We start from the raw sequence: 24,986 nt of genomic DNA on the forward strand, positions 1-24,986 counted from the left end.
ATTCCGGTGCTGAACCTCCGTGCCCTTGCTCAGAATCATGAAAGCATGTGATGAGTATAAGGAGGACTGACCTATGTTGTATCCTAGCATTTTTGGTGAAAACTTATTCGATGATTTCTTCAGATTCCCTGACTTTGGCAGAGATGTGGAGAAGAAGCTGTACGGCAAGCACGCTGCACAGGTTATGAAAACCGATGTGCATGAGCATGATGACCACTATGAGATTGTAATTGATCTGCCGGGCTTCAAGAAGGATCAGATCAATCTGGAGCTGCAGGATGGGTATTTGACCGTCAGTGCCGCAAAGGGGCTTGACAAGGACGAAACAACCAAAGAAGGCAAAATGATCCGTCAGGAGCGTTACGCAGGCGCTATGCAGAGAAGCTTTTATGTGGGCGATGCTGTGAAGGAAGCGGATGTAACGGCAAAGTTTGAGGACGGTGTTCTGCATATCACCGTGCCGAAGGCAGAGCCCAAGAAAGTGGAGGGTCACAAGTATATCGCCATTGAGGGATAATGCCCCGCTGAATTTTGACTTCTGAAATAAGAATCCCCGAAGTTGTTCGATGGAACGGCTTCGGGGATTTTTTTGTAGGGTGACGCTGTGAAAGCAATGTGCGGCATTCCATGCACCGACAGACATTCTATTTTAGTGAGAATACAAATTCTCAATCCGTATCCTGCTGCATGCTTGACAGGAACAAATTGAACGGATATAATTAGAATGCAAACTATAAGAATTCTGATTGGAGGAAGTATGGAGAGTCTTCACTATCTGCTGATGAAAGCCCATGCCATGATGCAGCGCTGTATTTTTGCCGAAGCACAGAAAATTGGCTTGTCCTCCGGACAGCCAAAGGTGCTGGATTATCTTTATAGCCATGAGGGAAGTGATCAGAAAACAATTGCCGCTTACTGTGAAATAGAGCCGGCGACTCTGGCGAGCATCTTACTGCGCATGGAACAGAAACAGCTGATTGAGCGCAGGCAGGAGCATGGAAACCGCCGTTCCCTATTTGTGTACCTGACCCAGACCGGAAGAATGGCTGCCGATAAGATGCACACGATCTTTGAAGCATATGATCGGCAGGTTTCTGAAACGATGGATTCGGGGGATCTGGAAACCGTCAAAGGGCTTTTGACCGAAGTGTGCAATAATCTGGAAAGTGTGGTAGGAAAGAATGGAACAAAATGAAGCGTCCAGAACCCTTGCAAATCGGTTGATTTGCTATTTTGCCGGTCTGTTCATCATGACTGCCGGCATTGCCATATCCGTCAAATCCAATCTTGGGGTATCACCGGTCAGTTCGATTCCCTACACGCTGACCAGGTGCTGGGGGATCGAAATGGGGAAGGCAACCATACTGTTTCATTGTGTGCTGGTACTGCTTCAGATTCTGATCTTGCGGAAAAGCTTTCAGTTAAAGTCCCTGCTGCAAATACCGGTTGGCGTAGTATTTGGTTATTTTACAACCTTCTGCAATTATCTGATGACCTTTGCGCCGACACCGGAAAATATAGCTGTTCGCATCGGTATGGTTCTGGTGAGCATTGTGCTGGTGGCCGTCGGTATCTTCTTTTATCTTCCGGCGGATATTATGCCGCTAGCAGGGGAGGGGATCATGCAGGCTGTCTCCCACGTGTCAAGCATTGCCTTCCCGAAGGTCAAGGTGGGGTTTGACATTACAATGGTTCTGATTTCCCTTGTGGCCTGTCTCATTGTATTGCGCAGTATGGGGAGCGTAGGCATTGGAACAGCGCTTTCTGCGGTGCTGGTCGGGGTAGTATTGGGACAGATCATGAAATTGTGGGCAAAGCATCGAAAGACCCGAGGCGCTTGTGCATCCCGGGCATAACATTTTGCAAGGCACATTTGCTGTACAGAGTCTGTATGGTGGATGTGCCTTTTTGCATGGCTGGAATGGGCTGCTTCATTCCACTTGCAGGAAGATACCGAATTTACATAGACAACAGCAAAAGCAAATGATATAATACCAATTGAGTAGATCTATACCCTGTAGGACTTATGCAGGGCTGTTTTCATAATGGAGGAACGAAAATGATTGCAAAAACACCACCTATGGGCTGGAATAGCTGGGATTGTTACGGCGCAGCTGTGACGGAGGACATTGTAAGACAAAACGCAGAATTCATGGCAAAGCACCTGAAACAATACGGCTGGGAATACATCGTTGTGGATATTCAATGGTATGAACCCAAAGCCGTTACGCATGTTTACAACCCGTTCACCGAGCTTTGTATGGATGCTTATTCAAGGCTGATCCCGGACGAAAACCGGTTCCCTTCTTCCGCAGGAGGAAAGGGCTTTGCGCCCCTGGCTGAGTATGTGCATGGGCTGGGACTCAAGTTCGGGATCCATATCATGCGGGGCATTCCAAGACAGGCAGTTCATCAAAATACAGGCATTCTGGGTACGGACAAAACTGCCCGTGAAATCGCAAAAACCGCAAGCATTTGTCGCTGGAATACGGATATGTACGGCGTGGATCCGGAAAAAGAGGGAGCAGAGGCATATTATAATAGTATATTTGAGCTGTATGCTGCATGGGGCGTTGATTTTATCAAGTGTGACGATATTTGCCGGGAGCTCCCTCACGAAGAAGCGGAGCTTGTGATGCTGAGCAATGCCCTCAAAGGCTGCGGACGGGATATGGTGCTGAGTCTTTCGCCCGGCCCTGCGCTTTTGGAAAAGGCTGAGCTTTATAAGCAGGTCTCGAATATGTGGCGGATCACCGATGATTTCTGGGATCAATGGGAGCTGCTTTATGCCATGTTTGAACGTGCGGAAAAGTGGTGTACCCATTCGGGACCTGGGCATTGGCCTGACGCAGACATGCTGCCCATCGGCCCGATCAATCAGGTGTGGAGTAAGGAAAACAGAACCAAATTCACAAAGGAAGAGCAGATCACAATGCTTACCCTCTGGAGCATCTTTCGTTCGCCGCTTATGCTCGGAGGGGAGTTGACGGGCTTTGATGCGTTTACGCTGGCGCTTGTTACAAATGAAGCGGTGCTTGCCATGCATCAAATGGCAAGACATGCACACCAGGTATGGCGGAGAGTGATTGGCGGCAGCGAGTATATCCTCTGGACAGCTGTATGCGCAGAGGGCGGACAGTATGCGGCGGTTTTCAATGTGGGGGATCACAACGGGACGATTGAAATCCAGCTGCGTGACCTTGAGATCGAGCATGCCTCCACGGCAATGGAGCTTTGGTCGGGGGAGGAAAGTACAATAGACAGCAGCTTGACGGTCAGTCTCAACGCACACGGTGCAAAAGCGTATCAAATACGCTAGGACAATACCGCACAAAGCTCAACGGACAGCAAAGGGGGCGTAATCTGCGCCTCTTTTTGCTGTGTGTTGTTTCTACTTAGGCTTGAAGAGATTGGAAATCATCGTGCTTGCGACGAAGCAAAATGCTGTATTAGGGGGGGATCCTGCATCTCTTTCCTGTGCTGATCCAGTGGAAATGTCGCAAAACCGGCATTTGCGGCACATATACACTTCGGCATGGCTTCATATGAAAAATTAGTGATTGCATATTCTGTCGAAGTGTGTTATAATATTCACGATATGTATTATTGGGAAGGTGTGTACTTATGAACAAAATCTCCATCATCGGAACCGGCAGCGTTGGTTCCACCATTGCGTACTCTCTGGCCATTATGGGAATGGCGTCCGAAATCGTCATGATTGATATCAACAGCGAAAAGGCTCTGGGCGAAGCGCTGGATATCAGACAGGGCACCCCCTTCTGCAGCCCCTGCTCCATTTACGCAGGCAGCTATGTGGATGCAGAGGATTCGGACATTGTGATCCTGACATCCGGTATTGCAAGAAAGCCTGGTCAGTCCCGTCTGGAGCTGGCGCAGACCAATGTCAACATTACCAAGAGCATTATCCCGGAAATTACCAGACATGCACCCAACGCTACTTATATTATAGTAAGTAATCCGGTAGATATTCTGACCTACACATTCCACAAGTTCTCCGACCTGCCGGAAAACCGGATCATCGGTTCCGGTACGATTCTGGATACTGCCCGTCTGCGTGCAAGACTGTCTGAGTACTACAACATCAGCCAGAGCAATGTACACGCATATGTATTCGGTGAGCATGGGGACTCCTCCTTCATTCCCTGGTCCGTTGCCAACATTTCCAACGTGCCGATCCTGGAGTGCGACAAGCTGATCACCACACCCGGCATCGAAAAGCCCAAGCTGGATTTTGTGGACATTGAGCAGTATGTCAGAAAGTCCGGTGGCAGAGTCATTGCCCGGAAGGGTGCCACCTTCTATGCGGTTTCTATTTCCGTATGCCACATCTGCAAGTGCCTGCTGGGCGGCGTGGATACCACAATGACTGTTTCCAGCATGATGCACGGGGAATATGGCATTGATGACGTCTGTCTGAGTACGCTGAATCTGGTAGGCGACGATGGGATCCGTGGAAAGGTGAATGTGCCTTTGACTGATGAGGAAGTTGCAAAGCTGCGGCTGAGTGCGGATACGCTGAAGGATGTAATCAAGAATCTGGAAATTTAAGATAAAGGTGGTATTTTCACGATGGAATATCGGATTGAACATGATTCTATGGGCGAAATGAAGGTTCCGGCTGATCGGCTTTGGGCTGCACAGACCCAGCGGAGTCACCAGAATTTCAAGATCGGTGTGGACATTGAAACCATGCCCCGGGAGATCACCCACGCTTTCGGCATTCTCAAGAAGGCTGCCGCACTGGCGAACGCTGAACTGAAGCCGGAAAAGATGACTGCCCAGAAGCTGGCTGCTATTTCTCAGGCATGCGATGAGGTGATCTCCGGATCCCTCAACGATCATTTCCCCCTGGTGGTATGGCAGACCGGTTCCGGCACCCAGTCCAACATGAACGCCAACGAGGTCATTGCAAACCGGGCAAACCAGATCGCCGGCGAAAAGCTTTGCCACCCCAATGATGACATCAATATGAGCCAGTCCTCCAACGACACATTTCCCACCGCTATGCACATTTCCGCAGTGCTCGCCATTGAAGATAAGCTGCTGCCGGCAGTGGGCACCCTGATCGAAACCTTCCGCCGTCTGGAAGCGGAAAACGAGGGCATAGTCAAGTCCGGCAGAACCCATTTGCAGGATGCGACTCCCATCAAGTTCAGCCAGGAAATCTCCGGCTGGCGTGCAAGCCTGGAAAAGGATGTGGAGCTGCTGAAGCTGGCAGTGAAGCCCCTGCATGAGCTGGCACTGGGGGGCACCGCAGTGGGTACCGGTCTGAATGCGCCTGCCGGATTCTCCGAGCTGGTGGCAAAGAAGGTTGCGGAGCTGACCGGCAAGCCCTTTATCACTGCTGAAAACAAATTCCATGCGCTGACTTCTAAGGATGAGCTGGTATTTGCACACGGCGCCATCAAGGCAACTGCCTGCGATATGATGAAGATCGCAAATGATGTACGCTGGCTGGCATCCGGTCCCCGGGATGGTCTGGGCGAGATCCACATTCCGGAAAATGAGCCCGGCTCCTCTATTATGCCCGGCAAGGTAAACCCTACCCAGTGTGAGGCTGTCACCATGGTTGCTGTACAGGTAATGGGCAACGACGTGGCAGTTGGCATGGCAGCATCCCAGGGCAACTTTGAACTGAATGTATTCATGCCGGTTGCGGCATACAACTTCCTCCAGTCCGCTCGGCTGCTGGCGGAAGCCATCGTATCCTTCAACGTGAACTGCGCAGTGGGCATTACCGCAAACAAGGATAAGATGTATCACAATCTGCATAATTCTCTGATGCTGGTAACAGCGCTGAACCCCTACATCGGCTATGAGAATGCAGCAAAGACAGCAAAGAAGGCATTCAAGGACAATATCTCTCTGAAGGAAGCATGCGTAGAACTGGGATTCCTGACAGCAGAGCGGTTTGACGAGGTATTCCATCCCGAGCAGATGGTCTGAGTTCGGGCAGTATTGGAGGTAAAGGATGAAAGTTAGTTATTTTCCGGGCTGTACCCTCCGTACAAAGGCAAAGCAGCTTGATTTTTATGCACGGAAGTGCGCCGAGATCCTTGGCGTAGAGCTGTGTGAGATCGAGAACTGGCAGTGCTGCGGTGGCGTATTCGTCAGCGCAAAGGACGAGATTGCGTCCAAACTGTCCAGCGTCCGTGCCCTTGCAGCAGCAAGAGATGCGGAGCAGCCTTTGGTTACGGTTTGTTCGGCTTGTCACAATGTGATCAAGCAGACCAATTATGCCATGCAGAATGATGCGGACTTTGCTGCAAAGGTCAACCGTTACATGGCACAGGATCCCAACCCTGCTGCCCCCTATGCAGGGGAGACCCAGGTGTATCATTACCTGGAGCTGCTGCGGGATGTGGTCGGCTTTGACAAGATCAAGGCGGCAGTGGTAAAGCCTCTGACCGGCAAAAAGATCGCCGCATACTACGGCTGTCTGCTGCTGCGCCCCGGCAAGGTGATGCAGTTCGACGATGTGGAGAATCCTCAGATCATGGAGGATCTGATCCGGGCACTGGGCGCAGAGCCTGTGATCTATGCACTGCGCAACGAGTGCTGCGGCGGCTATGTAGCTTTGGAGGATCCTGCGTCCGCAAAGAAAAAGAGCAATGCAGTCAGCGAGAATGCTGCAAGCCAGGGGGCGGAGCTGATGGTGACCGCCTGTCCGCTGTGCAAGTATAATCTGGTGAAGAACGGCAGTCCGGTTCCGGTGGTTTACTTCACTGAACTGCTGGCAGAAGCGCTGGGCGTAAAGGAGGATACCTATGCTGAATAAAGATGAACGCCGGAAGGAGCAGATCCTCCGCATGAGCGGTGTCAATCCCCGCAAGTGCATGCGCTGCGGCAAATGTTCCGGCACCTGCCCGTCCTATGACGAGATGGAATACCATCCCCACCAGTTCGTATATATGGTAGAGAATGGGGAGATCGAGGCGCTGATGCAGTCCGACTCCATTTATAAGTGTCTGTCCTGCTTTGCATGCGTGGATCGATGCCCCCGGGGTGTGGAGCCGGCAAAGCTGGTGGAGGCATTGCGGCTTACCGTGATTCGTGAAAAGGGCGCAAACCATATGACTGCCAACGATATTCCGGCGCTGGTGGACGAGGATATGCCCCAGCAGGCGCTGATGAGTGCTATGCGTAAGTATTCTAAGTAGGAAAGGAGAAACGACCATGCAGAGAATTGGAGTTTTTGTCTGTCACTGCGGTACGAACATTGCCGGTACGGTGGATGTGAAGGCGGTTGCACAGGCGATCAAGAATGAACCCGGTGTTGTTTTCTCCACCGATTATCAGTATATGTGTTCCCAGGCGGGACAGGAAATGATCAAGCAGGCAGTTGCGGACAACAAGCTGACCGGCATTGTGGTTTGCTCCTGCTCTCCCCGTATGCACGAAGCTACGTTCCGCAAGACTGCGGCAGCAGCCGGACTGAATCCCTATATGGTGGAGATCGCCAACATCCGTGAGCAGTGCTCCTGGGTACACAAGGAGATGCCCATCGGTACAGAAAAGGCGATCATCCTGGCAAAGGCTGCGGTTGCAAAGGTGAACCTGAATGCGCCTCTGACTCCCGGTGAAAGTCCGGTTACCAAGCGTGCGCTGGTCATCGGCGGCGGCATTGCCGGCATCCAGACGGCGCTGGATATTGCAGACGCAGGGTTCCCGGTGGATATTGTGGAAACCAAGCCGACCATCGGAGGCAAGATGGCACAGCTGGATAAAACATTCCCCACCCTGGACTGTGCAGCCTGCATTCTGACCCCGAAAATGGTGGATGTGGCACAGAACGAGAAGATTCGTATCTTCTCCTACTCTGAAGTGACCGATGTGAAGGGCTTTGTAGGCAACTTTGATGTGACCATCAAGCGGAAGGCTCGTTACGTCAAGGAGGATGTATGTACCGGCTGCGGCGCATGCACCGAAAAGTGTCCCCAGAAAAAAGTGCCCAATGAGTTCAATCTGGGCATGGACAACCGCCGTGCCATTTACATCCCCTTTGCACAGGCTGTGCCGAAGGTTGCGACCATTGATCCCAACTACTGCACCATGCTGAAAACCGGCAAGTGCGGCGTCTGCTCCAAGGTGTGCACCGCCGGCGCCATTGACTATAAGGCAAAGGACGAGTTTGTGGAGGAAAAGTACGGTGCCATTGTGGTTGCCACCGGCTTTAATCCCATCTCTATGGAGAAGTTTGACGAGTTTGCATACTCCCAGTCCAAGGACGTCATCACCTCTCTGGAACTGGAGCGTCTGATGAACGCTGCGGGTCCCACAGGGGGAACTTTGCTGCGCCCCTCCGACCATGAGCATCCCCACACCATCGTGCTGGTGCAGTGCGTTGGTTCCCGGTGCTCCGCATGCGCAGAAAAGGGCAAGGAATACTGTTCCAAGATCTGCTGTATGTACACTGCAAAGCACGCTATGCTGATCCGTGACAAGTATCCGGATACGGACGTGTATGTGTTCTACATTGACGTGCGTACGCCCGGTAAGAACTTTGACGAATTCTATCGCCGTGCCGTAGAGGAATACGGTGTCCACTACATCAAGGGCATGGTTGGAAAGGTAACGCCGGAGGGGAAGAAGCTGCATGTTCAGGCTTCTGATCTGCTGGATAACAAGCAGCTCCACATTGATGCGGATCTGGTGGTTCTGGCTGCTGCCATTGAGCCGGATAAGTCCGCCCGTCCTCTGGCAACCATGCTGACTGCCAGCATGGATACCAACGATTTCTTCACCGAAGCCCACCCCAAGCTCCGTCCGGTAGAAAGCCCGACAGCCGGTGTATTCCTGTCCGGCACCTGTCAGGGCCCGAAGGATATTCCGGAGACGGTTTCCCAGGCAGGCGCTGCTGCATCCAAGGTCATCGGTTTGCTGTGCAAGGATAAGCTCACCGGCAATCCCTGCATTGCCCATTCGGATGAAATGATGTGTAACGGCTGCTCCACCTGTGAGAAGGTTTGCCCCTACGGTGCCATCACCTATGTGGAGAAGGAATTCAGAATGCCCGACAGAACCACAAAGGTTCGACGTGTGGCGTCCGTCAATGAGGCGGTCTGCCAGGGCTGCGGTGCATGTACCGTTGCCTGCATGTCCGGCGCAATGGATCTGAGAGGCTTCAGAAATAAACAAATTATGGCGGAGGTGGACGCAATATGCAAGTAAACGAGTATCAGCCCCTGATCGTGGCTTTCTGCTGCAACTGGTGCTCCTATGCCGGTGCAGATCTTGCCGGGAACAATCGTTTGAACTATCCCGCCAACATCAAGATCATCCGTGTACCTTGTTCCTGCCGTGTCAATCCTATGTTCATTCTCCGTGCCTTCCAGAGAGGTGCGGACGGGGTGATCCTTTGCGGATGCCATCCCGGGGACTGTCACTATACATCCGGCAACTACTATACACGCCGCCGTATGGCTCTGCTGTTCTCCATGCTGGACTACCTGGGCATCGAGAAGGAGCGCACCCGTGTAGAATGGGTTAGCGCAGCTGAGGGCGCAAAGTTTGCTGCCACCATGAACGACTTTGCCAAGACCGTTGCGGCGCTTGGTGAAAACAAGAGACTGGAGGATCTGCGATGCAAGAAGTAAAACGTGAAGTTCTCGTATCCAAGGCTTCCGAACTGCTGAAAAACGGCACAGTGGATCGTGTACTCGGTTGGAAGGCCGGAGAATTCGATTACGATATTACGCCCGCTGTATTCCACACTAGCGAAGAACTGGAACAGGATTTCGTCTGGAATGATTTCTGCGGTGCGAATTTTTCAAAATATCTGGTATCAGAAACAGGGAAAAGCGAAAACAAGATCCTGGTATTCCTCAAGCCCTGTGATACCTATAGCTTCAATCAGCTGCTGACAGAGCATCGCTTCGACCGGGAAAAGGTCTATGCGGTAGGCGTTGGCTGCAACGGCATGCTGGATGTGGCAAAACTCCGCTCCGGCGCAGAGGGCATCCTCCGTGTTCATACGGAGGATCCGGACAAGGTTGCAGTGGAAACCCTGTATGACGGCACCGTAACATTGGATCGGGCAGAGCTGCTGCCGGATCGGTGCGTCAATTGCAAGTCCAGGAAGCATGTTGCCTATGACGAGTTGCTTGGCTCCGACGGGGAAGTGCTGGACTGCCACAGATTCGATGAGGTGGAGCAGATCGAGCGCATGACCCCGGATGAGCGCTATGCCTTCTGGCAGGGTGAGCTGTCCCGGTGCATCCGCTGCAATGCCTGTCGTGATGTATGTCCCGCATGTACCTGTGAAAAGTGCGTGTTTGATAATCCCCAGTCCGGTGTGGAGAATAAGGCACCGGCAACCTCCTTTGAGGAACAGATGTTCCACATTATCCGGGCATTCCATGTGGCTGGTCGCTGCACCGACTGCGGCGAGTGTTCCCGTGTCTGCCCCCAGCATATTCCGCTGCACCTGCTGAACCGGAAGTTCATCAAGGATATTGACAACTTCTACGGGGACTACCAGGCTGGCGCAGAGGTTGGCAGCCGTGCCCCCATCGTAAACTACAGAACCGACGATCTGGAGCCGGGCGAAGCAGTGGAAAGGGGTGGCGAGCATGCGTAAAATTGCGTTGAATCAGCTGGATCAGCTGTTTGCAGAGATTGCGTCTGCAAAGACCCTGTATCTGCCCACGGATACCAAGGCTGGTGCAAAATATACCAAGTGGCAGCAGGGCGCAGTGCTGTCCGACGCCCTGAATACGGTGAGAAGCGCCAAGGATTTCTTCTTCCCCCAGACCGAAAATCTGATGGATTTCAAGGTGGAGGGCAAGAACATTGAAGTCATCGACACCCGCAGTGAGTGCGAGGATTTCGTGCTGTTCGGCGTGCGGGCCTGTGACGTGAAGAGCTTTGAGGTTCTGGACAGAGTTTTCCTTGCAGAGCCTGTGGATTCCTATTACAAGAACCGCCGGGAGCATGGTATCATCCTGTCCCTGGCATGCACCAGACCCCAGGAGACCTGCTTCTGCGGCACCTTCGGCATTGACGCTGCGGAGCCGGAGGGGGATGTGGTCTGCTATAAGACGGCGGATGCTCTGTACCTGGACGCAAAGTCTGAAAAGGGCAATGCTCTGCTGGAGAGTCTGACCTGCCTGACAGAGGATGCGGATACCGCTCCGGTGGAAGCGCAGAAGGCACAGACCCGGACACATCTTGCAAAGCTGCCTCTGGCGGGACTGAAAACCGATGGGTTTGGGGCAGGCACCACCAGCAAGTTCTTTGATGCGCCCGAGTGGAAGGATCTGTCCGCTACCTGTTTGGGATGCGGCACCTGTACTTTTGTTTGTCCCACCTGTCAGTGCTACGACATCAAGGATTTCAACACCGGTCACGGGGTCAAGCGGTTCCGTTGCTGGGATTCCTGCATGTATTCGGACTTTACCAAAATGTCCGCCGGTCAGCCCAGACTGACTCAACTGGAGCGCTTCCGTCAGCGCTTTATGCACAAGCTGGTATACTATCCCACCAACAATGACGGAATGTTCTCCTGCGTCGGCTGCGGTCGCTGTCTGGCAAAATGCCCGATCCAGATGAACATTGTCAAGGTGATGAAGAAGTTAGGAGGCAGCGTCAATGACTGATATCAAGGAGCCGCTTATTCCTGTAGTGGGCGTTGTAACCGATATCCGGATCGACACGCCGGATGTAAAGACCTTCCGGGTGGTAACACCGGAGGGGAAAAAGGCGTTTGAGCATAAGCCCGGACAGTGTGCGATGCTGTCCATTCCGGGCGTAGGTGAGGCGATGTTCTCCATTACCTCCTCTCCTACCAATACAGAGTTTATGGAATTTTCCATCAAAAAGTGCGGATGCGTGACCGAATGGCTCCACTCCATGGAGGTAGGGCAGCAGATCACCATCCGGGGACCCTACGGCAGACCCTTCCCGGTGGATACGGATTTCGCCGGACACGACATGCTGTTTATTGCCGGTGGTATCGGTCTGGCGCCTCTGCGCTCCGTCATCAACTACTGCCGCCATTACCGGGATCGGTACGGCAAGATCGACATCGTTTACGGCTCCCGCAGCATGCAGGATCTGGTGGACTACAAGGAAATCATTGACGAGTGGGCAAAGGATACGGGCGTCAACGTATATCTGACCATTGACCGGGAGCAGCCGGAGTGGGACGGCCACGTTGGCTTCGTGCCCAACTACGTCAAGGAACTGGGCTTTTCCACCGACAAGATCGCAGTGCTTTGTGGTCCCCCCATCATGATCAAGTTTACCCTGGCTGGCTTGCAGGAGCTGGGCTTTGACAAGACCCAGGTCTACACCACCATGGAGCTTCGCATGAAGTGCGGCATCGGCAAGTGCGGCCGCTGCAACATCGGCGCAAAGTATGTCTGCAAGGACGGACCGGTGTTCCGGTGCGACGAGATCGATGAGCTGCCGGATGAATATTAATCAGGAGGAACATTGCAATGGAGAATATGGTGAATATTTACCTCTTCGGTAAGCAGTACAGCGTTCCGGACAATCTGACCATCATGCGTGCCATGGAGTATGCAGGATATCAGCTGGTACGGGGCTGCGGCTGCCGGAATGGTTTTTGCGGCGCATGCGCTACAATCTACCGGATCAAGGGTGACCGGGAACTGAAAACCTGTCTTGCTTGCCAGACCAAGGTGGAGAACGATATGTATGTGGCAACGCTGCCCTTTTTCCCGCTGGTCAAGCAGGTTTACGATATGGAAAAGATCAAGCCCACCGAGCAGATCATGATGCAGTTGTATCCGGAGATCTACGCCTGTGTTGGCTGCAATGCCTGCACCAAGAGCTGCACCCAGAGCTTGAACGTCATGCAGTATATTGCATATGCACAGCGGGGCGAATTTGACAAGTGTGCTGAGGAATCCTTCGACTGCGTAATGTGCGGCGTATGCTCCTCCCGCTGTCCTGCCGGGATCTCCCATCCCCAGGTAGCTATGCTGGCTCGCCGGCTCAACGGCAAGTACTTAGCCCCCAAGACCCAGCATCTGGAGGATCGGATCAAGGAGATCAAGGACGGTACCTTCACAGAGCTGATCGAATCCCTGATGCAGAAGCCCATTGAGGAGATCAAAGAGCTTTACAACAACCGTGAGATTGAAAAGTAAGGGGGCGCTGTTATGTATTCAAAGGAATTTCAGGAATCTCTGAAGGCAGTGGAAGCTGCAAGAGAAGCGAATATTGCATATGAGCCGGCGCGCATGACCGCACAGGAGAAGGAAGATCTGCTGGCGGCATACCATCCGGATTACAAAAAGAGTGAATTTGCCACACTGCAGATCGGCCCCAACAAGGGGGAATCCGTGCCCCACGAGCTTTGCGAAATGCTCCAGGCTCACAGCCGGATTCAGGCTAAGGACGTGGATCTGGACAATGTGAAGTATGATGTGGATGTGCTGATCATCGGCGGCGGCGGCGCAGGTGCATCTGCTGCCATTGAAGCGGACAATGCAGGCGCAAAGACCATGATCGTCACCAAGCTGCGGATCGGCGACGCCAACACCATGATGGCAGAGGGCGGTATCCAGGCTGCTGACAAGCCCAACGATTCTCCTGCCATTCACTTTGTGGACGCATTCGGCGGCGGTCACTATGCCGCAAAGCGGGAGCTGCTGGCGAAGCTGGTTTGCGATGCACCGGAGGCCATTCATTGGCTCAACGATCTGGGCGTAGAATTTGATAAGGCACCGGACGGTACGATGATTACCACCCACGGGGGCGGTACCTCCAGAAAGAGAATGCATGCGGCAAAGGATTACTCCGGCGCTGAGATCATGCGCACCCTGCGGGATGAGGTTCTGAACCGGGGCATCCCGGTGGTGGATTTCACTGCTGCCATTGAGTTGATCCTGGATGAGAACGGCAAGGCTGCCGGCGCAGTTCTGATGAACATGGAGACCAAGGAGCTGATGGTTGCACGGGCAAAGACCGTTATCATTGCAACCGGCGGTGCGGGTCGTATGCACTACCAGGGCTTCCCCACCTCCAATCACTACGGCGCAACTGCGGATGGTCTGGTGCTGGGCTATCGTGTAGGCGCAAAGCTGCTGTATGCGGAGACCCTCCAGTATCACCCCACTGGCGCCGCATTCCCCCAGCAGATCTTCGGCGCACTGGTCACCGAGAAGGTGCGTTCTCTGGGGGCGAAGCTTGTAAACCGGGACGGCAAGGTGTTCATGCACCCACTGGAGACCCGTGATGTGGCGGCTGCTTCTATTATCCGGGAGTGTTCTGACCATGCAGAGGGTGTTGACACTGGCAGTGGTCTGGCAGTCTGGCTGGATACACCCATGATTGAGAAGATAGGGGGAGAGGGTACCATCGAAAAGCGGATCCCTGCCATGATGCGTATGTTTGCAAGCTATGGCATTGACATCCGGAAGGAGCCGATCCTGGTTTATCCCACCCTGCACTACCAGAACGGCGGTCTGGACATCAACGTGAACGGCATGACCACCAATGTGGAGAACCTGTTTGTAGCCGGTGAGGCTGTGGGCGGTATCCACGGCAAGAACCGTCTGATGGGCAATTCCCTGCTGGACATCATCGTATTCGGACGCAGCGCCGGTCAGAATGCTGCCGCTGCTGCAAAGGATACAAAGGTGGGTAAGCTGACGCTGGATCACATTGCAAGGTTTGATGCTGAGCGTGAAGCAGCCGGCATCAGCACAGACGCTGTTTCTCCGAAGCTCCTGCCGGATTACCGGTATCAAAAATAAGAAAAGGTCGTAATATTTTATGAATACAGCTATGATTTCCGATCTGCTTGAGGCGCTGACAATCTTCTGCTTTGGTCTGTCCTGGCCGATCTCCATCCGTAAGTCCATCGTTTCCCGTACCGCCAAGGGCAAGAGCCTGTTTTTTGAGGTGTTCCTGCTGATCGGTTATGCCTGCGGTATTGCAAGAAAGTTTATTCAGCTGGATGCCGGCAGCGAAGGCTTCCTGTTCTTCCTGAGCTTCTTCTTCTATGTGCTGAACTTCATTGAAATCTCTGTTGACGTTGGGCTGTATTTCCGCAACAAGAAGCTGGACGAGGCTGCTGACCGGGCTGCTGCCCAGAAGGCGTAAGGGGAGAAGCATGAAAGTAACCGTTTGTATTGGTTCCTCCTGTCACATTAAGGGATCTCACCAGGTGGTGGAGCAGCTGCAGAAGCTGGTTGCGGAGCATCAGCTGGGGGATCGTGTGGAGCTGACAGGAACCTTTTGCATGGGCAAGTGCCAGCAGGGCGTGTGCGTAACACTGGACGATCAGTTTTACTCTGTCACGCCGGACACCGCTGCTGCTTTTTTTCAGGAGCACATTCTGCACAAGGCCTGAAGAAGCAGTCTGGGACGGTCATTTCTAAGGGAGGATAAGTATGCGAAAATTTGATACCAAGGTGCAGCATCTAAAGTACAAGGTGCTTCGGGAGGTTGCCCGGCAGGCATGGAACGATACTCTGCTGGACAATCTGCTGGATATTCCGAAGATCATCGTGCCGGGCAATACGCCTACCATGCGTTGCTGTGTATACAAGGAGCGGGCAATTCTGGGGGAGCGTGTCAAGCTGGCAATGGGGGGCGATGAGGAAAATCCCAACGTGATCCAGGTCATTGAGATTGCCTGCGATGAATGCCCTATGGGTGGATATGAGGTCACCAATGCCTGCCGGGGATGCCTGGCTCACAGATGCGAGGATGTATGCCGGTTCGGCGCTATCACCTTTGATTATCAGCACGTTGCGCATATTGACAAGTCCAAGTGCAAAAATTGCGGTGCCTGTGCCAAGGTATGTCCCTATACTGCCATCAACTGCCGGAGACGTCCTTGTGAAAATGCATGTAAGATCAAGGCGCTGCATATGAACGAGAACAAGGCGGCAGCCATTGACAATGATAAGTGTATTTCCTGCGGTGCCTGTGTGTATCAGTGTCCCTTTGGCGCCATTACGGACAAATCCTACATTCTCAATGTGATTGATATGATCAAAAAGAGCGATCACAACAAGAATTACAAGGTGTTCGCAGTGGTTGCTCCCTCCATTTCCAGCCAGTTCACCTATGCAAAGCTGGGTCAGGTGGTATCCGGGCTCAAGGAGCTGGGTTTCCACACGGTGGTGGAGGCTGCGCTGGGCGCAGATATGGTGGCAGACGCAGAATGCAAGGAGCTTGCAGAAAAGGGATTTTTGACCAGTTCCTGCTGTCCGGCGTTTGTGGACTATATTGAGAAATCCTTCCCCGACCTTCTCCCTTATGTGTCCCACAATCTGTCGCCTATGGCGGCAATCTCCAAGTACCTCAAGGAGCATGAGGATGCTCCCTGTAAGGTGGTATTCATCGGCCCCTGTACTGCAAAAAAGGCGGAAGTGCGCAAGGAATCCGTCCGTCCCTATGTGGATGAGGCAATGACCTTTGAGGAACTGCAAGCGCTGTTCGACAGCCGGGATATCGACATTACCCAGCTACAGGAGGATGTGCTGGACAATGCCTCTTACTTTGGCCGGATCTTTGCCCGGTGCGGCGGCTTGTCAGATGCGGTGGCAGAGGGCTTGAAGGAAAATGGTATTACCAATTTTGAGTTGAAGGCCTGCGCCTGCGATGGCATTGAAGAATGTCGTCAGGCTCTGCTGAAGAAAAAGGTCAACCGGCTGGATGCCAACTTTATTGAGGGTATGGCATGCGTGGGAGGCTGCATCGGTGGTGCAGGCTGTCTGACCCACGGAGAAAAGAACCGGACAGAGGTTGACAAATACGGCAAGGAAGCCATGGAAAAAACCATTCGGGACGCTATTTCCATGCTGAAATAATCACGGGAGCACTGGGCAGTTTTTTGTGCAGTGCACCTCAAAAAGCGCACAGGATATTCTGTGCGCTTTTTTCTTGACAATTGTCCGGATCTGGCGTATAATGCAAGTACACTTAAATAATCAAGGAGGTTAAATGATTGGGTGGGGAGTATATCAATCTGTCGCCCGGGAACCTGATGCAGGAGCATCTGTGCTGCATCATCCGGCAAAAAGCACAGCATCCCGGTGTGGAGGCGAAACGGCGCTGGCTAGCTGCCAGACTGCCGGAGGGACATATGTTCCGGAAGCTGGATGCCAAGGGCTGCGCATTCATTGAGTATGCGCCTTTGGAGCGTGCCTGGGTGCCGATTCTGGGTGAAAATTTCTTGTACATTTACTGCCTGTGGGTGGATGGAGCGCTGAAGCATCACGGCTATGGGCATGCGTTGATGGAATATTGCATTTTCGATGCCCAATCCAAGGCAAAGTCCGGAATTTGCATACTGGGAGCAGATAAGCAGAAGGCGTGGCTGTTGGATCAGAGCTTTGCAAAGCAGTTTGGATTTCAGACGGTGGATCAGACAGAAAACGGGTATCAGCTGCTTGCCATGTCCTTTGATGGCTCAAAGCCCCGATTTGCGCCCCAGGTGCATCACCCGGAGATCCCGGAGCAAAAGCTGGTGATCTATTACGACATGCAGTGCCCCTTTATCCTGGAACGGGTGGAAAAGCTCAAGGCTTACTGTACGGCTCACCGGATTCCTGCAACCTTCGTGTTGGTAGATACCCTTGTAAAGGCGAAAAATCTGCCCGGCGTGTTCAACAATTTTGCCGTGTTCTATCATGGAAAGCTGCAAACAGTCAATCAGCTGAATCCGGTGATGCTGGAAAAGATGCTGGATCGGTAATTACAGGGGATGGACACAAAAAGCGGGGTATCTTTTGGATACACCGCTTTGTATTTCCTGAGTGTGCGCTTAGGCGTCTTCTGGCACTTTACCTGCCTTTAAGCGTTTCAAGTAATCCTTCGTTTCTGAGGATACTACTCCGGACAGATAAATCAGCGCAGTCACATTTGGGATTGCCATCAGTCCGTTGAAGATGTCTGCCAGGTTCCAGACAACTTCTACGGTCAGATAGGGGCCGATGAATACAGCAGCCACGTAGAGCAAACGGAACAGCATGGCAGCTGTCTTATTGGAGCCGGTCAAATACGCCAGGCAGCGCTCAGAGTAGTAGTTCCAGCCCAGAATGGTGGTGAAGGCGAATACTGCCAGGCATGCCATCAGAATGAATGCGGATACCTTTTCCGGGAAGGGCAGTCCATACCGGAAGGCGTCAGTGGTAATGGCAACGCCCTTCAGATCCTTTGCATAGCTGCCCGCCATGACGATGGACAGACCGGTCATGGTGCAGACGATGATGGTATCAATGAAGGTGCCCGTCATGGTAACAAGTCCTTGGCGAACCGGTTCCTTTGTTTTTGCTGCGGCTGCCGCAATGGGTGCAGAGCCAAGGCCGGCCTCGTTGGAGAAAATGCCCCGTGCGATACCGTTGCGCATGGAAAGCAGTACAATAGAGATGCCAGCTGCGCCGCCTGCAATGGGACGCAGACCAAAGGCACTTTTCACAATGGTGACAATGGCGGCGGGGATTTCAGTCACATGGGTGAAGATGATGATCAGACAGCTGACCACATATGCGACGATCATAAAGGGGACGATCAGCTCGGATGCAGCGGCAATGCGCTTGATGCCGCCGATGACGATCAGCGCCACGCACAGAGTAATGAGCAGTCCGGTGATCATGGTAGTCCAGGTATAGGTCTGGCCGAAGATCTGGAAGGTGTGCACCTGATCCGGGTCAAAGAAATTGTTTGCCGCAGAGGTAATGCCGTTGATCTGGGTGATGGTGCCGATGCCCATAAGCCCGGCAAGCAGACCGAATATGGCAAACAGATTTGCCAGCCACTTCCAGCGGTTGCCCATACCGTTTTCAATGTAGTAGAAGGGGCCGCCCAGAATGTTGCCCCGGCTGTCGGTGACACGGTACTTGATGGCCAGCAGTCCTTCTGCATACTTGGTGGCCATGCCAAAGAATGCGGCAACCTCCATCCACAGCAGTGCTCCGGGTCCGCCTGCGGCAATGGCGGTGGCGACACCAACGATGTTTCCGGTGCCCACGGTGGCGGAAAGGGCGGTACACAATGCGGCAAAGCTGGATACCTCGCCGTGTCCGGTTTCCTCCTCTTTCCACATGTACTTGAGTGCCGCGCCAAGCTTGGAAACCTGTAAAAAACGGGTTCGGCATGTGAGCAGCAGTCCGCATGCCAGAATGAGTACGATCAGGGGAACGCCCCATACATAGTCATCCACCAGTTTGACGATTTGGTTGAACGAGTCCATGTTTCAGCTCCTTTAACACAATGATGTGCAAATATTTGTAAGCCTGCAAAAGAATCCGGGTTTTTGTACAGGATAACAGAATATTCGACAAAATCCAACAAAAAATTATACCATGCACTGAACGTTCTGTCAAGATATACGAAGCAAAAACATACGTTTTGATTGCAAACCTGTTGCAAGTATGCTATAATAGGGGCGGTATCATCAGCCAAAGGAGGTACATATGGATACAAGGGTGGCTTTGATCGGGATCATTGTGGAGGATCCGGGGGCGGTGGATGCTCTCAACGGCATTCTCCACGAGTACAGTGCTTACATCATCGGCAGAATGGGCATTCCCTACCGGCAAAAGCACATTAACGTGATCAGCATTGCAGTGGATGCGCCCCAGGACTGCATCAGTGCCCTGTCCGGGAAGATCGGCAGGCTGCACGGGGTCAGCACCAAAACCGCATACTCCAACGTGATCTTCTCCGGCGAGCAGAAAACACAGAACACATGAGAAAGAGGTATTGTTTGTGAGTGAAGTCATATGGATGTTACTGTTACAGGCACTTTTGATCGGACTGAACGCCGTTTTTGCCAGTGCGGAGATTGCTGTGCTGTCCGTCAGCGAAACAAAGCTTGCCAAGCTTTCCGAGCAGGGAAACAAGAAGGCCTCCCGGCTTATGAAGCTGACCCGGCAGCCGGCGAAGTTCCTTGCCACCATCCAGGTTGCCATCACATTGTCCGGATTCCTGGGCAGTGCATTTGCGGCAGATAACTTTTCAGACGGACTGGTGAGCTGGCTGCTTTCTTTGGGAGTGCCTGTTTCTGAAAAGACCCTGGACACCATTGCAGTGGTGCTCATCACCTTGATCCTGTCCTATTTTACCTTGATTTTTGGAGAGCTTGTACCCAAGCGGATCGCCATGCGGAAGTCGGAGAAGCTGGCACTGGGGATTTCCGGTCTGATCGGCGGCATTTCCGTAATCTTTTCTCCCATAGTATGGCTGCTGACCGCTTCTACCAACGGCGTGCTGCGGCTGATCGGCATTGATCCGGAAGCGGCGGATGAGGAGATCAGCGAGGAGGAGATCCGCATGATGGTGGACGCAGGCAGTCAGAGCGGTGCCATTGATGCAGCGGAGCAGGAGCTGATCCACAACGTGTTTGAATTTGACGATCTGACCGCCGGAGAGATCGCCACACACCGGACGGAGGTGGATACTCTGTGGCTGAAGGATACGCCGGAGCAGTGGGCAGAATCCATTCGTCTGACCCGGCACGGGCTGTACCCGGTGTGCGATGGCTCAAAGGACGACATCACCGGTGTGCTTCGGGTGGCGGATTATTACCGACTGGAGGAAAAAAGCCGGGAGAATATTTTGAAGCATGCAGTGAAGCCAGCCTATTTTGTGCCGGAGCGCATCAAGGCGGATGTGCTGTTCCGGAACATGAGAGCCGGCGGCCATGCCATGGCGGTTGTCGTGGACGAATACGGTGGCATGTCCGGTGTGATAACCATGAAAGATCTGATCGAACAGCTGATCGGAGAATTTCCGGCAGAAGGGGAAGAGGCGGACGCAGAAATGCCCAGGATCATCCGGGGCGAGGGCGACTGTTGGAAGATCCGGGGCAATGTGGAGATGCATAAGCTGGAAAAGGCACTGGGGGTTCAGATCCCCGGGGAGGAATTCGACACCTTCAGCGGCTTTGTGTTTGGTGCCCTGAGCCGGATCCCGGAGGATGGAGCTTGTGATATCCCGGTGGAATTCCCTTTGTTCGATGTGAAGATCCAGCGGATCGGAGAGCATCAGATCCAGGAGGCAGAGCTGATGCTGAAAAAATAGTGGATAAAAGCGGCGTTGCATGCTTGTGCAGTGCCGCTTTTATCCGAACAGCCGGATGCACAGGCAGCTGCACAGGAAGGCGGTGCAGTCTCCGCACAGGGCGCACAGCAGGGTGTGTCTGCCGTTGCGGATGCCGCAGGTGCCGTAATACAGGGCAATGGTGTAAAAGGTGGTTTCGGAGGATCCCTGCAGCACGCTGGCAATGGTTCCGACTGTGCTGTCCGGACCGTAGCTGTCCAGCAGACTTTCGTATACCGCAAGGGAGCCGCTGCCGGAAATGGGACGGATCAGTGCCAGCGGGATGCACTCGGCGGGAAAGCCAACGGCGGACAGGACGGGAGCGCACAGGGAAGTGAGCAGGTCTGTCAGTCCGGATGCCTTCACCAAGGATACCACTGTCAGCAGCGCAATGAGAGTGGGCAGCAAATCAACGCCCAGCTTCAGATTTTCTTTCGCCCCTTCCAGGAATGCATCAAATACGGGGACTTTTTTGTATGTACCATACAGCAGCACCGCCCCAAAGATCACCGGTACAAAATAGGATGTCAGCTGCATTTGCGTTCCTTTCTACGGCTGCATGCCTGGATGGCAGAGAGGGTGCGGGTAATGACAATGAGTACGATCAGCGTCACAGCACTGGTGAGCCATACCCAGGGCAGGATGGACAGGGGAGCGGCGGAGCCGTGCTTTGCCCGCAGAGCAGCCACTGTGGTGGGAAACAGGGTCAGGGAAGCGGTGTTCAGTACGGTGAAAAGGACGATGTTGTCCGAGGCGGTGCTGCCGCAGCCGGACTCTTTTTTCAGCGCATCCACTGCTGTCAGACCGAAGGGAGTAGCTGCGTTTCCCAGCCCCAGAAGGTTGGCGGCAAAATTCATGGTAATGGCGGGCAGGGCTGTTCCCTTTGGATTCAGTCCCGGAAACAGCCAGCATGCGGGCTTGGCAAAGCAGGCTGCAAGCCGATCCGTCAGACCGCTGCACTGGGCGATCCGAAGCAATCCGCCCCAGACACACATGCCGCCGGTGAGGTAGATGCATAGCTCAATGGCACCGGCACCTTCCTCCAGAACCACATTTGTCAGGGCATCCGCCCTGCCGGTACAGATGCCGCAAAGGATGGCGGCAACAGCAAGCAGGGCGAAAAAACGGTTCATCATAAGCATTCCTCCTGAAATCATCTATTTTTCACATATTTTAGCTCAAAAATACTTGACAAACGGAAAAACGTAATGTATAATGAAGTAGTTAAATATGGGAAAGGCGCAGATTTGAAAAACATTGATCTGCGGAATGGTGAAAAACTATGAAAAGCACAGGTATTGTAAGAAAAGTTGACGAGCTCGGCCGTGTGGTTATCCCCAAGGAACTGAGAAACACACTGGGTATTGCAGAGCGGGATCCCCTTGAAATCTATGTAGAGGGCAGCCGTATTATTCTGCAGAAGTATGAGACCAGCTGTGTATTCTGCAGCGAGCGTACCGATGAAATGTTCATGGGCAAGTACGTTTGCGAAGAGTGCCGGGAGAAGTTGGCTGACACCATCGACGACTAATTTTTTGAAACTGAAAAAGTTTTCAAAAAAGCTTGACATTTTAGATCAGACATGATATAATATTAAGCGTTGGTTGAGATCATCCGAATCTCGGATGATCACATGCGTTGTTAGCTCAGCTGGATAGAGTGACTGGCTACGAACCAGTAGGTCGGGGGTTCGAGTCCCTCACAGCGCACCAGACCATCAGATACGGCAGCAGATTTTGCTGCCGTATTTTTTATGCAGACCGGAGGATGGACACTCCGGTCTGTTTTTTTGCATCAGCTCCGTGCCCGGATCTGCGCAATCAGATCCTCTGCAATCCGGCTGACCTGGTCAAAATCCAGAGCGTCAATATAATGGGACTCCAGTCGGTCGTGCACTGTAAGGGCATTGGCAATGGCGCTGGATGCCTCCTCTGCCAGGGCAAGAGCCGCCTTCCGGTCGAAGGTGATCCGCTGCTTTCGCTGGGCAAGCAGTTCTTTGTGGTAGAACCGGGTCATGTGCATGTGGACTGCGTTGGGTGTCTCCTCCTGCCGGATGGGCGTTCGGGCAGAGAATACCAGCTTCAGCTCCGGCAAAAGCACAGCCTCCAGCATAGGCTCCGGAAAGAGCATGTTTTCCGAAGCGATTACATGCAGCCCACGTTTGCATGCCTGAGCCGCCAGCTGCCGCAGCAGGGTATCACTGGCTGTATACAGGGGATCCAGCAGCTCCGTGATCTGATAGTCCGGGGGCAGGGACTGGGTCACATAACCGGAGGCGGTGAGGGCGGAAAGCTGTCGGTAGGAAATGCTGCCGGCGGCGCCCCTGGCTTTTGGCAGTGTCCGCTTGGCAAGTCGTTCTCCGAACCCTGTCAGCTTCTGATGCAAAAGGGCGTGATTCCCCAGCGCTGTCAGATCCTGATGCAGGGCGGTGACTGCCTGCACATACTGCCGGGCACGCTGATGCCACTGTGCGTTTTCATCCGCCGCCTGTCGGACTTCCTCTCCCGCATCCTGCATTTTTTTCTTGTCCAGGCATGCTCCCAGATTCACAAGCTCCTGGGACACCAGAGGATACTTTGCCTCAAACACATGGGGCGCTGTGCCGTCCACGATCACCACGCCCCGATCCTCCAGCACCACTGCATCCAGAGAGCTTTCGTCCGAGGAGCAGTGATACAGGGAAATCGGCTCCCCGTCAAAGGCTGCTGCCACACGCTTCATCAGCGTGGATTTTCCGGTTCCCGGTCCACCCTTGAGTATGTAGGTGTAGAAGCCGGGCTGCTGGATCTGTTCGGAAAATCTGGTGCGGAATCCGCCGGCGGTGACTCCGCCGAGAAAATAAGACTGCTGCATAATGTAAACCTCCCATCGGATATGTTTTATCTTATGCAGAACCGGTTATTTTGTCACTGAACAGTCGGAAAAACCGGTGGATCGATCCGGAGCATAGGGCGCTGATCGGTGCGACATTCCATTCCGCACTTTTCGTAGAATCCGGCTTTGTTCCCATCGCACACCAGGATCTTCCGGTAGATGTGGGCGTATTTGTCCAGCATCCGGCACGCCATTTCCTTGCCAATGCCCGCCCCCTGATACTTGGGATCGATCAGCAGATAGGGGAAGAATACGTTCATGCTGCCGTCGGATATGGCAGTCATCAGTCCTGCCAGCTGTGTGTCATCCCATACTGTCAGCAGGGACTGGGCGTTGGCAATCCCATGCACCAGCGCCTGGGGATACTGGGCGGATTCCCAGTTGACAGCGGCAAAAAGCTGCTGGATCTGTTCTGCTGCCGGCATTTTCTCAAACGTGTACTCCATTCCGTTCTCCTTTCTTTGTGGCTGCTGCCTGCTTCTGTCTTAGTATATCCCGTTTCTGCATGTCTTATGCCCGCAGTTGCATCTTTTGCCGGTTTGTGCTACAATAAGCAAAGGCAATATCACCCAAAGTATGATGCAAGAAAGTGAGGGCAATCAACATGCGTGCAGTGATTCAGCGTGTACAGCATGCAAGCGTGAGTGTGGATGGAACCGTGCGTGGCGCCATCGGGAAAGGCTATCTGGTGCTGCTGGGGGTCGGTGCAGAGGATGACGAAAGTCATATGCGGAAGGTGGCGGATAAGATGCTCCAGCTGCGAATTTTTGAGGACGAAAACGGGAAGATCAACCGCTCCCTGGATCAGGTGCATGGAGAATTACTGGTGATCTCCCAGTTTACTTTGTATGCGGACTGCCGGAAGGGCAACCGGCCGAACTTCCTCCAGGCAGCCAAACCGGAACTGGCAGAGCAGTTGTATGAAGCCTTTCTGGCGTACTGCCGCAGCCGGGTGGAAAAAGTGGAATCCGGCGTATTCGGGGCGGATATGAAGGTATCCCTTTGCAATGACGGTCCATTCACCATTGTGCTGGATTCGAATAATTAAGCCCCATAGGTCCATA

At 53.2% G+C, this 24,986-nt stretch carries 28 protein-coding genes and 1 tRNA gene; 24 read left to right on the forward strand and 5 right to left on the reverse strand.

Going from position 1 to position 24,986, the window contains the following annotated elements:
- Positions 1-73 precede the first annotated feature (73 nt).
- From RUM_RS05225 to RUM_RS05315, 19 genes are all read left to right on the forward strand, one after another.
- Complete coding sequence (locus RUM_RS05225; RefSeq protein WP_015558150.1) at positions 74-517, forward strand: Hsp20/alpha crystallin family protein; 444 nt, start codon at positions 74-76, stop codon at positions 515-517.
- Positions 518-757: 240 nt separating this feature from the next.
- Positions 758-1,195 carry a MarR family winged helix-turn-helix transcriptional regulator gene (locus tag RUM_RS05230; RefSeq protein WP_015558151.1) on the forward strand — a complete coding sequence of 146 codons (438 nt, stop codon included), beginning with the start codon at positions 758-760 and terminating at the stop codon, positions 1,193-1,195.
- Complete coding sequence (locus tag RUM_RS05235) at positions 1,182-1,856, forward strand: YczE/YyaS/YitT family protein (protein ID WP_015558152.1); 675 nt, start codon at positions 1,182-1,184, stop codon at positions 1,854-1,856. The genes RUM_RS05230 and RUM_RS05235 overlap by 14 nt, the downstream gene beginning before the upstream one ends.
- A gap of 203 nt (positions 1,857-2,059) precedes the next feature.
- The gene (locus RUM_RS05240; RefSeq protein WP_015558153.1) at positions 2,060-3,319 is read left to right on the forward strand and encodes a glycoside hydrolase family 27 protein; all 1,260 of its coding nucleotides are present in this window, start codon (positions 2,060-2,062) and stop codon (positions 3,317-3,319) included.
- A gap of 305 nt (positions 3,320-3,624) precedes the next feature.
- Positions 3,625-4,569, forward strand: coding sequence for an L-lactate dehydrogenase (locus RUM_RS05245; protein ID WP_015558154.1), 945 nt, complete (start codon positions 3,625-3,627; stop codon positions 4,567-4,569).
- 21 nt (positions 4,570-4,590) lie between these two features.
- Complete coding sequence (fumC, locus tag RUM_RS05250; RefSeq protein WP_015558155.1) at positions 4,591-5,967, forward strand: class II fumarate hydratase; 1,377 nt, start codon at positions 4,591-4,593, stop codon at positions 5,965-5,967.
- 25 nt (positions 5,968-5,992) lie between these two features.
- A complete protein-coding gene (locus RUM_RS05255) occupies positions 5,993-6,799 on the forward strand; it encodes a CoB--CoM heterodisulfide reductase iron-sulfur subunit B family protein (RefSeq protein WP_015558156.1) in 807 nt (268 codons plus the stop codon).
- Positions 6,789-7,181, forward strand: a complete 393-nt coding sequence (locus RUM_RS05260) for a 4Fe-4S dicluster domain-containing protein (RefSeq protein WP_015558157.1) — start codon at positions 6,789-6,791, stop codon at positions 7,179-7,181. The genes RUM_RS05255 and RUM_RS05260 overlap by 11 nt, the downstream gene beginning before the upstream one ends.
- Positions 7,182-7,197: 16 nt before the next feature.
- On the forward strand, positions 7,198-9,192 hold the full coding sequence (locus tag RUM_RS05265) for a CoB--CoM heterodisulfide reductase iron-sulfur subunit A family protein (protein ID WP_015558158.1): 1,995 nt from the start codon (positions 7,198-7,200) through the stop codon (positions 9,190-9,192).
- A complete protein-coding gene (locus tag RUM_RS05270) occupies positions 9,183-9,617 on the forward strand; it encodes a hydrogenase iron-sulfur subunit (protein ID WP_015558159.1) in 435 nt (144 codons plus the stop codon). The genes RUM_RS05265 and RUM_RS05270 overlap by 10 nt, the downstream gene beginning before the upstream one ends.
- A complete protein-coding gene (locus tag RUM_RS05275) occupies positions 9,605-10,600 on the forward strand; it encodes a 4Fe-4S dicluster domain-containing protein (protein WP_015558160.1) in 996 nt (331 codons plus the stop codon). The genes RUM_RS05270 and RUM_RS05275 overlap by 13 nt, the downstream gene beginning before the upstream one ends.
- Complete coding sequence (locus RUM_RS05280) at positions 10,593-11,618, forward strand: 4Fe-4S dicluster domain-containing protein (RefSeq protein ID WP_015558161.1); 1,026 nt, start codon at positions 10,593-10,595, stop codon at positions 11,616-11,618. The genes RUM_RS05275 and RUM_RS05280 overlap by 8 nt, the downstream gene beginning before the upstream one ends.
- On the forward strand, positions 11,611-12,444 hold the full coding sequence (locus RUM_RS05285) for an FAD/NAD(P)-binding protein (RefSeq protein ID WP_015558162.1): 834 nt from the start codon (positions 11,611-11,613) through the stop codon (positions 12,442-12,444). Before RUM_RS05280 ends, RUM_RS05285 begins: the two co-directional genes overlap by 8 nt.
- Before the next feature lie 17 nt (positions 12,445-12,461).
- On the forward strand, positions 12,462-13,136 hold the full coding sequence (locus RUM_RS05290) for a 4Fe-4S dicluster domain-containing protein (protein ID WP_015558163.1): 675 nt from the start codon (positions 12,462-12,464) through the stop codon (positions 13,134-13,136).
- A gap of 12 nt (positions 13,137-13,148) precedes the next feature.
- A complete protein-coding gene (locus RUM_RS05295; RefSeq protein ID WP_015558164.1) occupies positions 13,149-14,747 on the forward strand; it encodes an FAD-dependent oxidoreductase in 1,599 nt (532 codons plus the stop codon).
- Between the two features lie 19 nt (positions 14,748-14,766).
- Positions 14,767-15,096, forward strand: a complete 330-nt coding sequence (locus RUM_RS05300) for a hypothetical protein (protein WP_147645574.1) — start codon at positions 14,767-14,769, stop codon at positions 15,094-15,096.
- Between the two features lie 10 nt (positions 15,097-15,106).
- Entirely contained in the window at positions 15,107-15,346 is a 240-nt protein-coding gene (locus RUM_RS05305) for a (2Fe-2S) ferredoxin domain-containing protein (RefSeq protein WP_041326284.1), read from the forward strand.
- 40 nt (positions 15,347-15,386) lie between these two features.
- Positions 15,387-16,814 (forward strand): 4Fe-4S dicluster domain-containing protein, encoded by a 1,428-nt coding sequence (locus RUM_RS05310; protein WP_015558166.1) that lies wholly within the window; start codon positions 15,387-15,389, stop codon positions 16,812-16,814.
- Positions 16,815-16,951: 137 nt separating this feature from the next.
- Positions 16,952-17,701: a GNAT family N-acetyltransferase gene (locus RUM_RS05315; RefSeq protein WP_041326286.1), complete on the forward strand. Its 750-nt coding sequence runs from the start codon at positions 16,952-16,954 to the stop codon at positions 17,699-17,701.
- Between the two features lie 69 nt (positions 17,702-17,770).
- Here the strand turns inward: RUM_RS05315 and RUM_RS05320 are convergent, their stop codons facing one another.
- On the reverse strand, positions 17,771-19,198 hold the full coding sequence (locus tag RUM_RS05320) for an alanine/glycine:cation symporter family protein (protein ID WP_015558167.1): 1,428 nt from the start codon (positions 19,196-19,198) through the stop codon (positions 17,771-17,773).
- 223 nt (positions 19,199-19,421) lie between these two features.
- Here RUM_RS05320 and RUM_RS05325 point away from each other — a divergent pair, with 223 nt between their 5' ends.
- Positions 19,422-19,700, forward strand: a complete 279-nt coding sequence (locus RUM_RS05325) for a TM1266 family iron-only hydrogenase system putative regulator (RefSeq protein ID WP_015558168.1) — start codon at positions 19,422-19,424, stop codon at positions 19,698-19,700.
- Between the two features lie 16 nt (positions 19,701-19,716).
- Entirely contained in the window at positions 19,717-21,030 is a 1,314-nt protein-coding gene (locus RUM_RS05330; protein WP_242821754.1) for a hemolysin family protein, read from the forward strand.
- 39 nt (positions 21,031-21,069) lie between these two features.
- Here RUM_RS05330 and RUM_RS05335 read toward each other — a convergent pair whose 3' ends face one another.
- Positions 21,070-21,585 (reverse strand): spore maturation protein, encoded by a 516-nt coding sequence (locus RUM_RS05335; protein ID WP_015558170.1) that lies wholly within the window; start codon positions 21,583-21,585, stop codon positions 21,070-21,072.
- The gene (locus RUM_RS05340) at positions 21,576-22,184 is read right to left on the reverse strand and encodes a hypothetical protein (protein WP_015558171.1); all 609 of its coding nucleotides are present in this window, start codon (positions 22,182-22,184) and stop codon (positions 21,576-21,578) included. Before RUM_RS05340 ends, RUM_RS05335 begins: the two co-directional genes overlap by 10 nt.
- Before the next feature lie 146 nt (positions 22,185-22,330).
- Between RUM_RS05340 and RUM_RS05345 the strand changes: the two genes are divergently transcribed.
- On the forward strand, positions 22,331-22,579 hold the full coding sequence (locus tag RUM_RS05345; RefSeq protein WP_015558172.1) for an AbrB/MazE/SpoVT family DNA-binding domain-containing protein: 249 nt from the start codon (positions 22,331-22,333) through the stop codon (positions 22,577-22,579).
- 104 nt (positions 22,580-22,683) lie between these two features.
- Positions 22,684-22,760 (forward strand) — tRNA-Arg (locus RUM_RS05350).
- Between the two features lie 82 nt (positions 22,761-22,842).
- Here the strand turns inward: RUM_RS05350 and RUM_RS05355 are convergent.
- Together RUM_RS05355 and RUM_RS05360 are read right to left on the reverse strand one after the other, a co-directional pair.
- Entirely contained in the window at positions 22,843-23,901 is a 1,059-nt protein-coding gene (locus tag RUM_RS05355) for an ATP synthase alpha/beta family, nucleotide-binding domain (RefSeq protein WP_015558173.1), read from the reverse strand.
- A 53-nt stretch (positions 23,902-23,954) separates the two neighbouring features.
- A complete protein-coding gene (locus RUM_RS05360; RefSeq protein ID WP_015558174.1) occupies positions 23,955-24,368 on the reverse strand; it encodes a GNAT family N-acetyltransferase in 414 nt (137 codons plus the stop codon).
- 158 nt (positions 24,369-24,526) lie between these two features.
- Between RUM_RS05360 and dtd the strand changes: the two genes are divergently transcribed.
- Positions 24,527-24,970: a D-aminoacyl-tRNA deacylase gene (dtd, locus tag RUM_RS05365; RefSeq protein WP_015558175.1), complete on the forward strand. Its 444-nt coding sequence runs from the start codon at positions 24,527-24,529 to the stop codon at positions 24,968-24,970.
- Positions 24,971-24,986 lie beyond the last annotated feature (16 nt).

The organism is Ruminococcus champanellensis 18P13 = JCM 17042 (assembly GCF_000210095.1).
GTDB classification, from domain to species: Bacteria; Bacillota; Clostridia; order Oscillospirales; family Ruminococcaceae; genus Ruminococcus_F; species Ruminococcus_F champanellensis.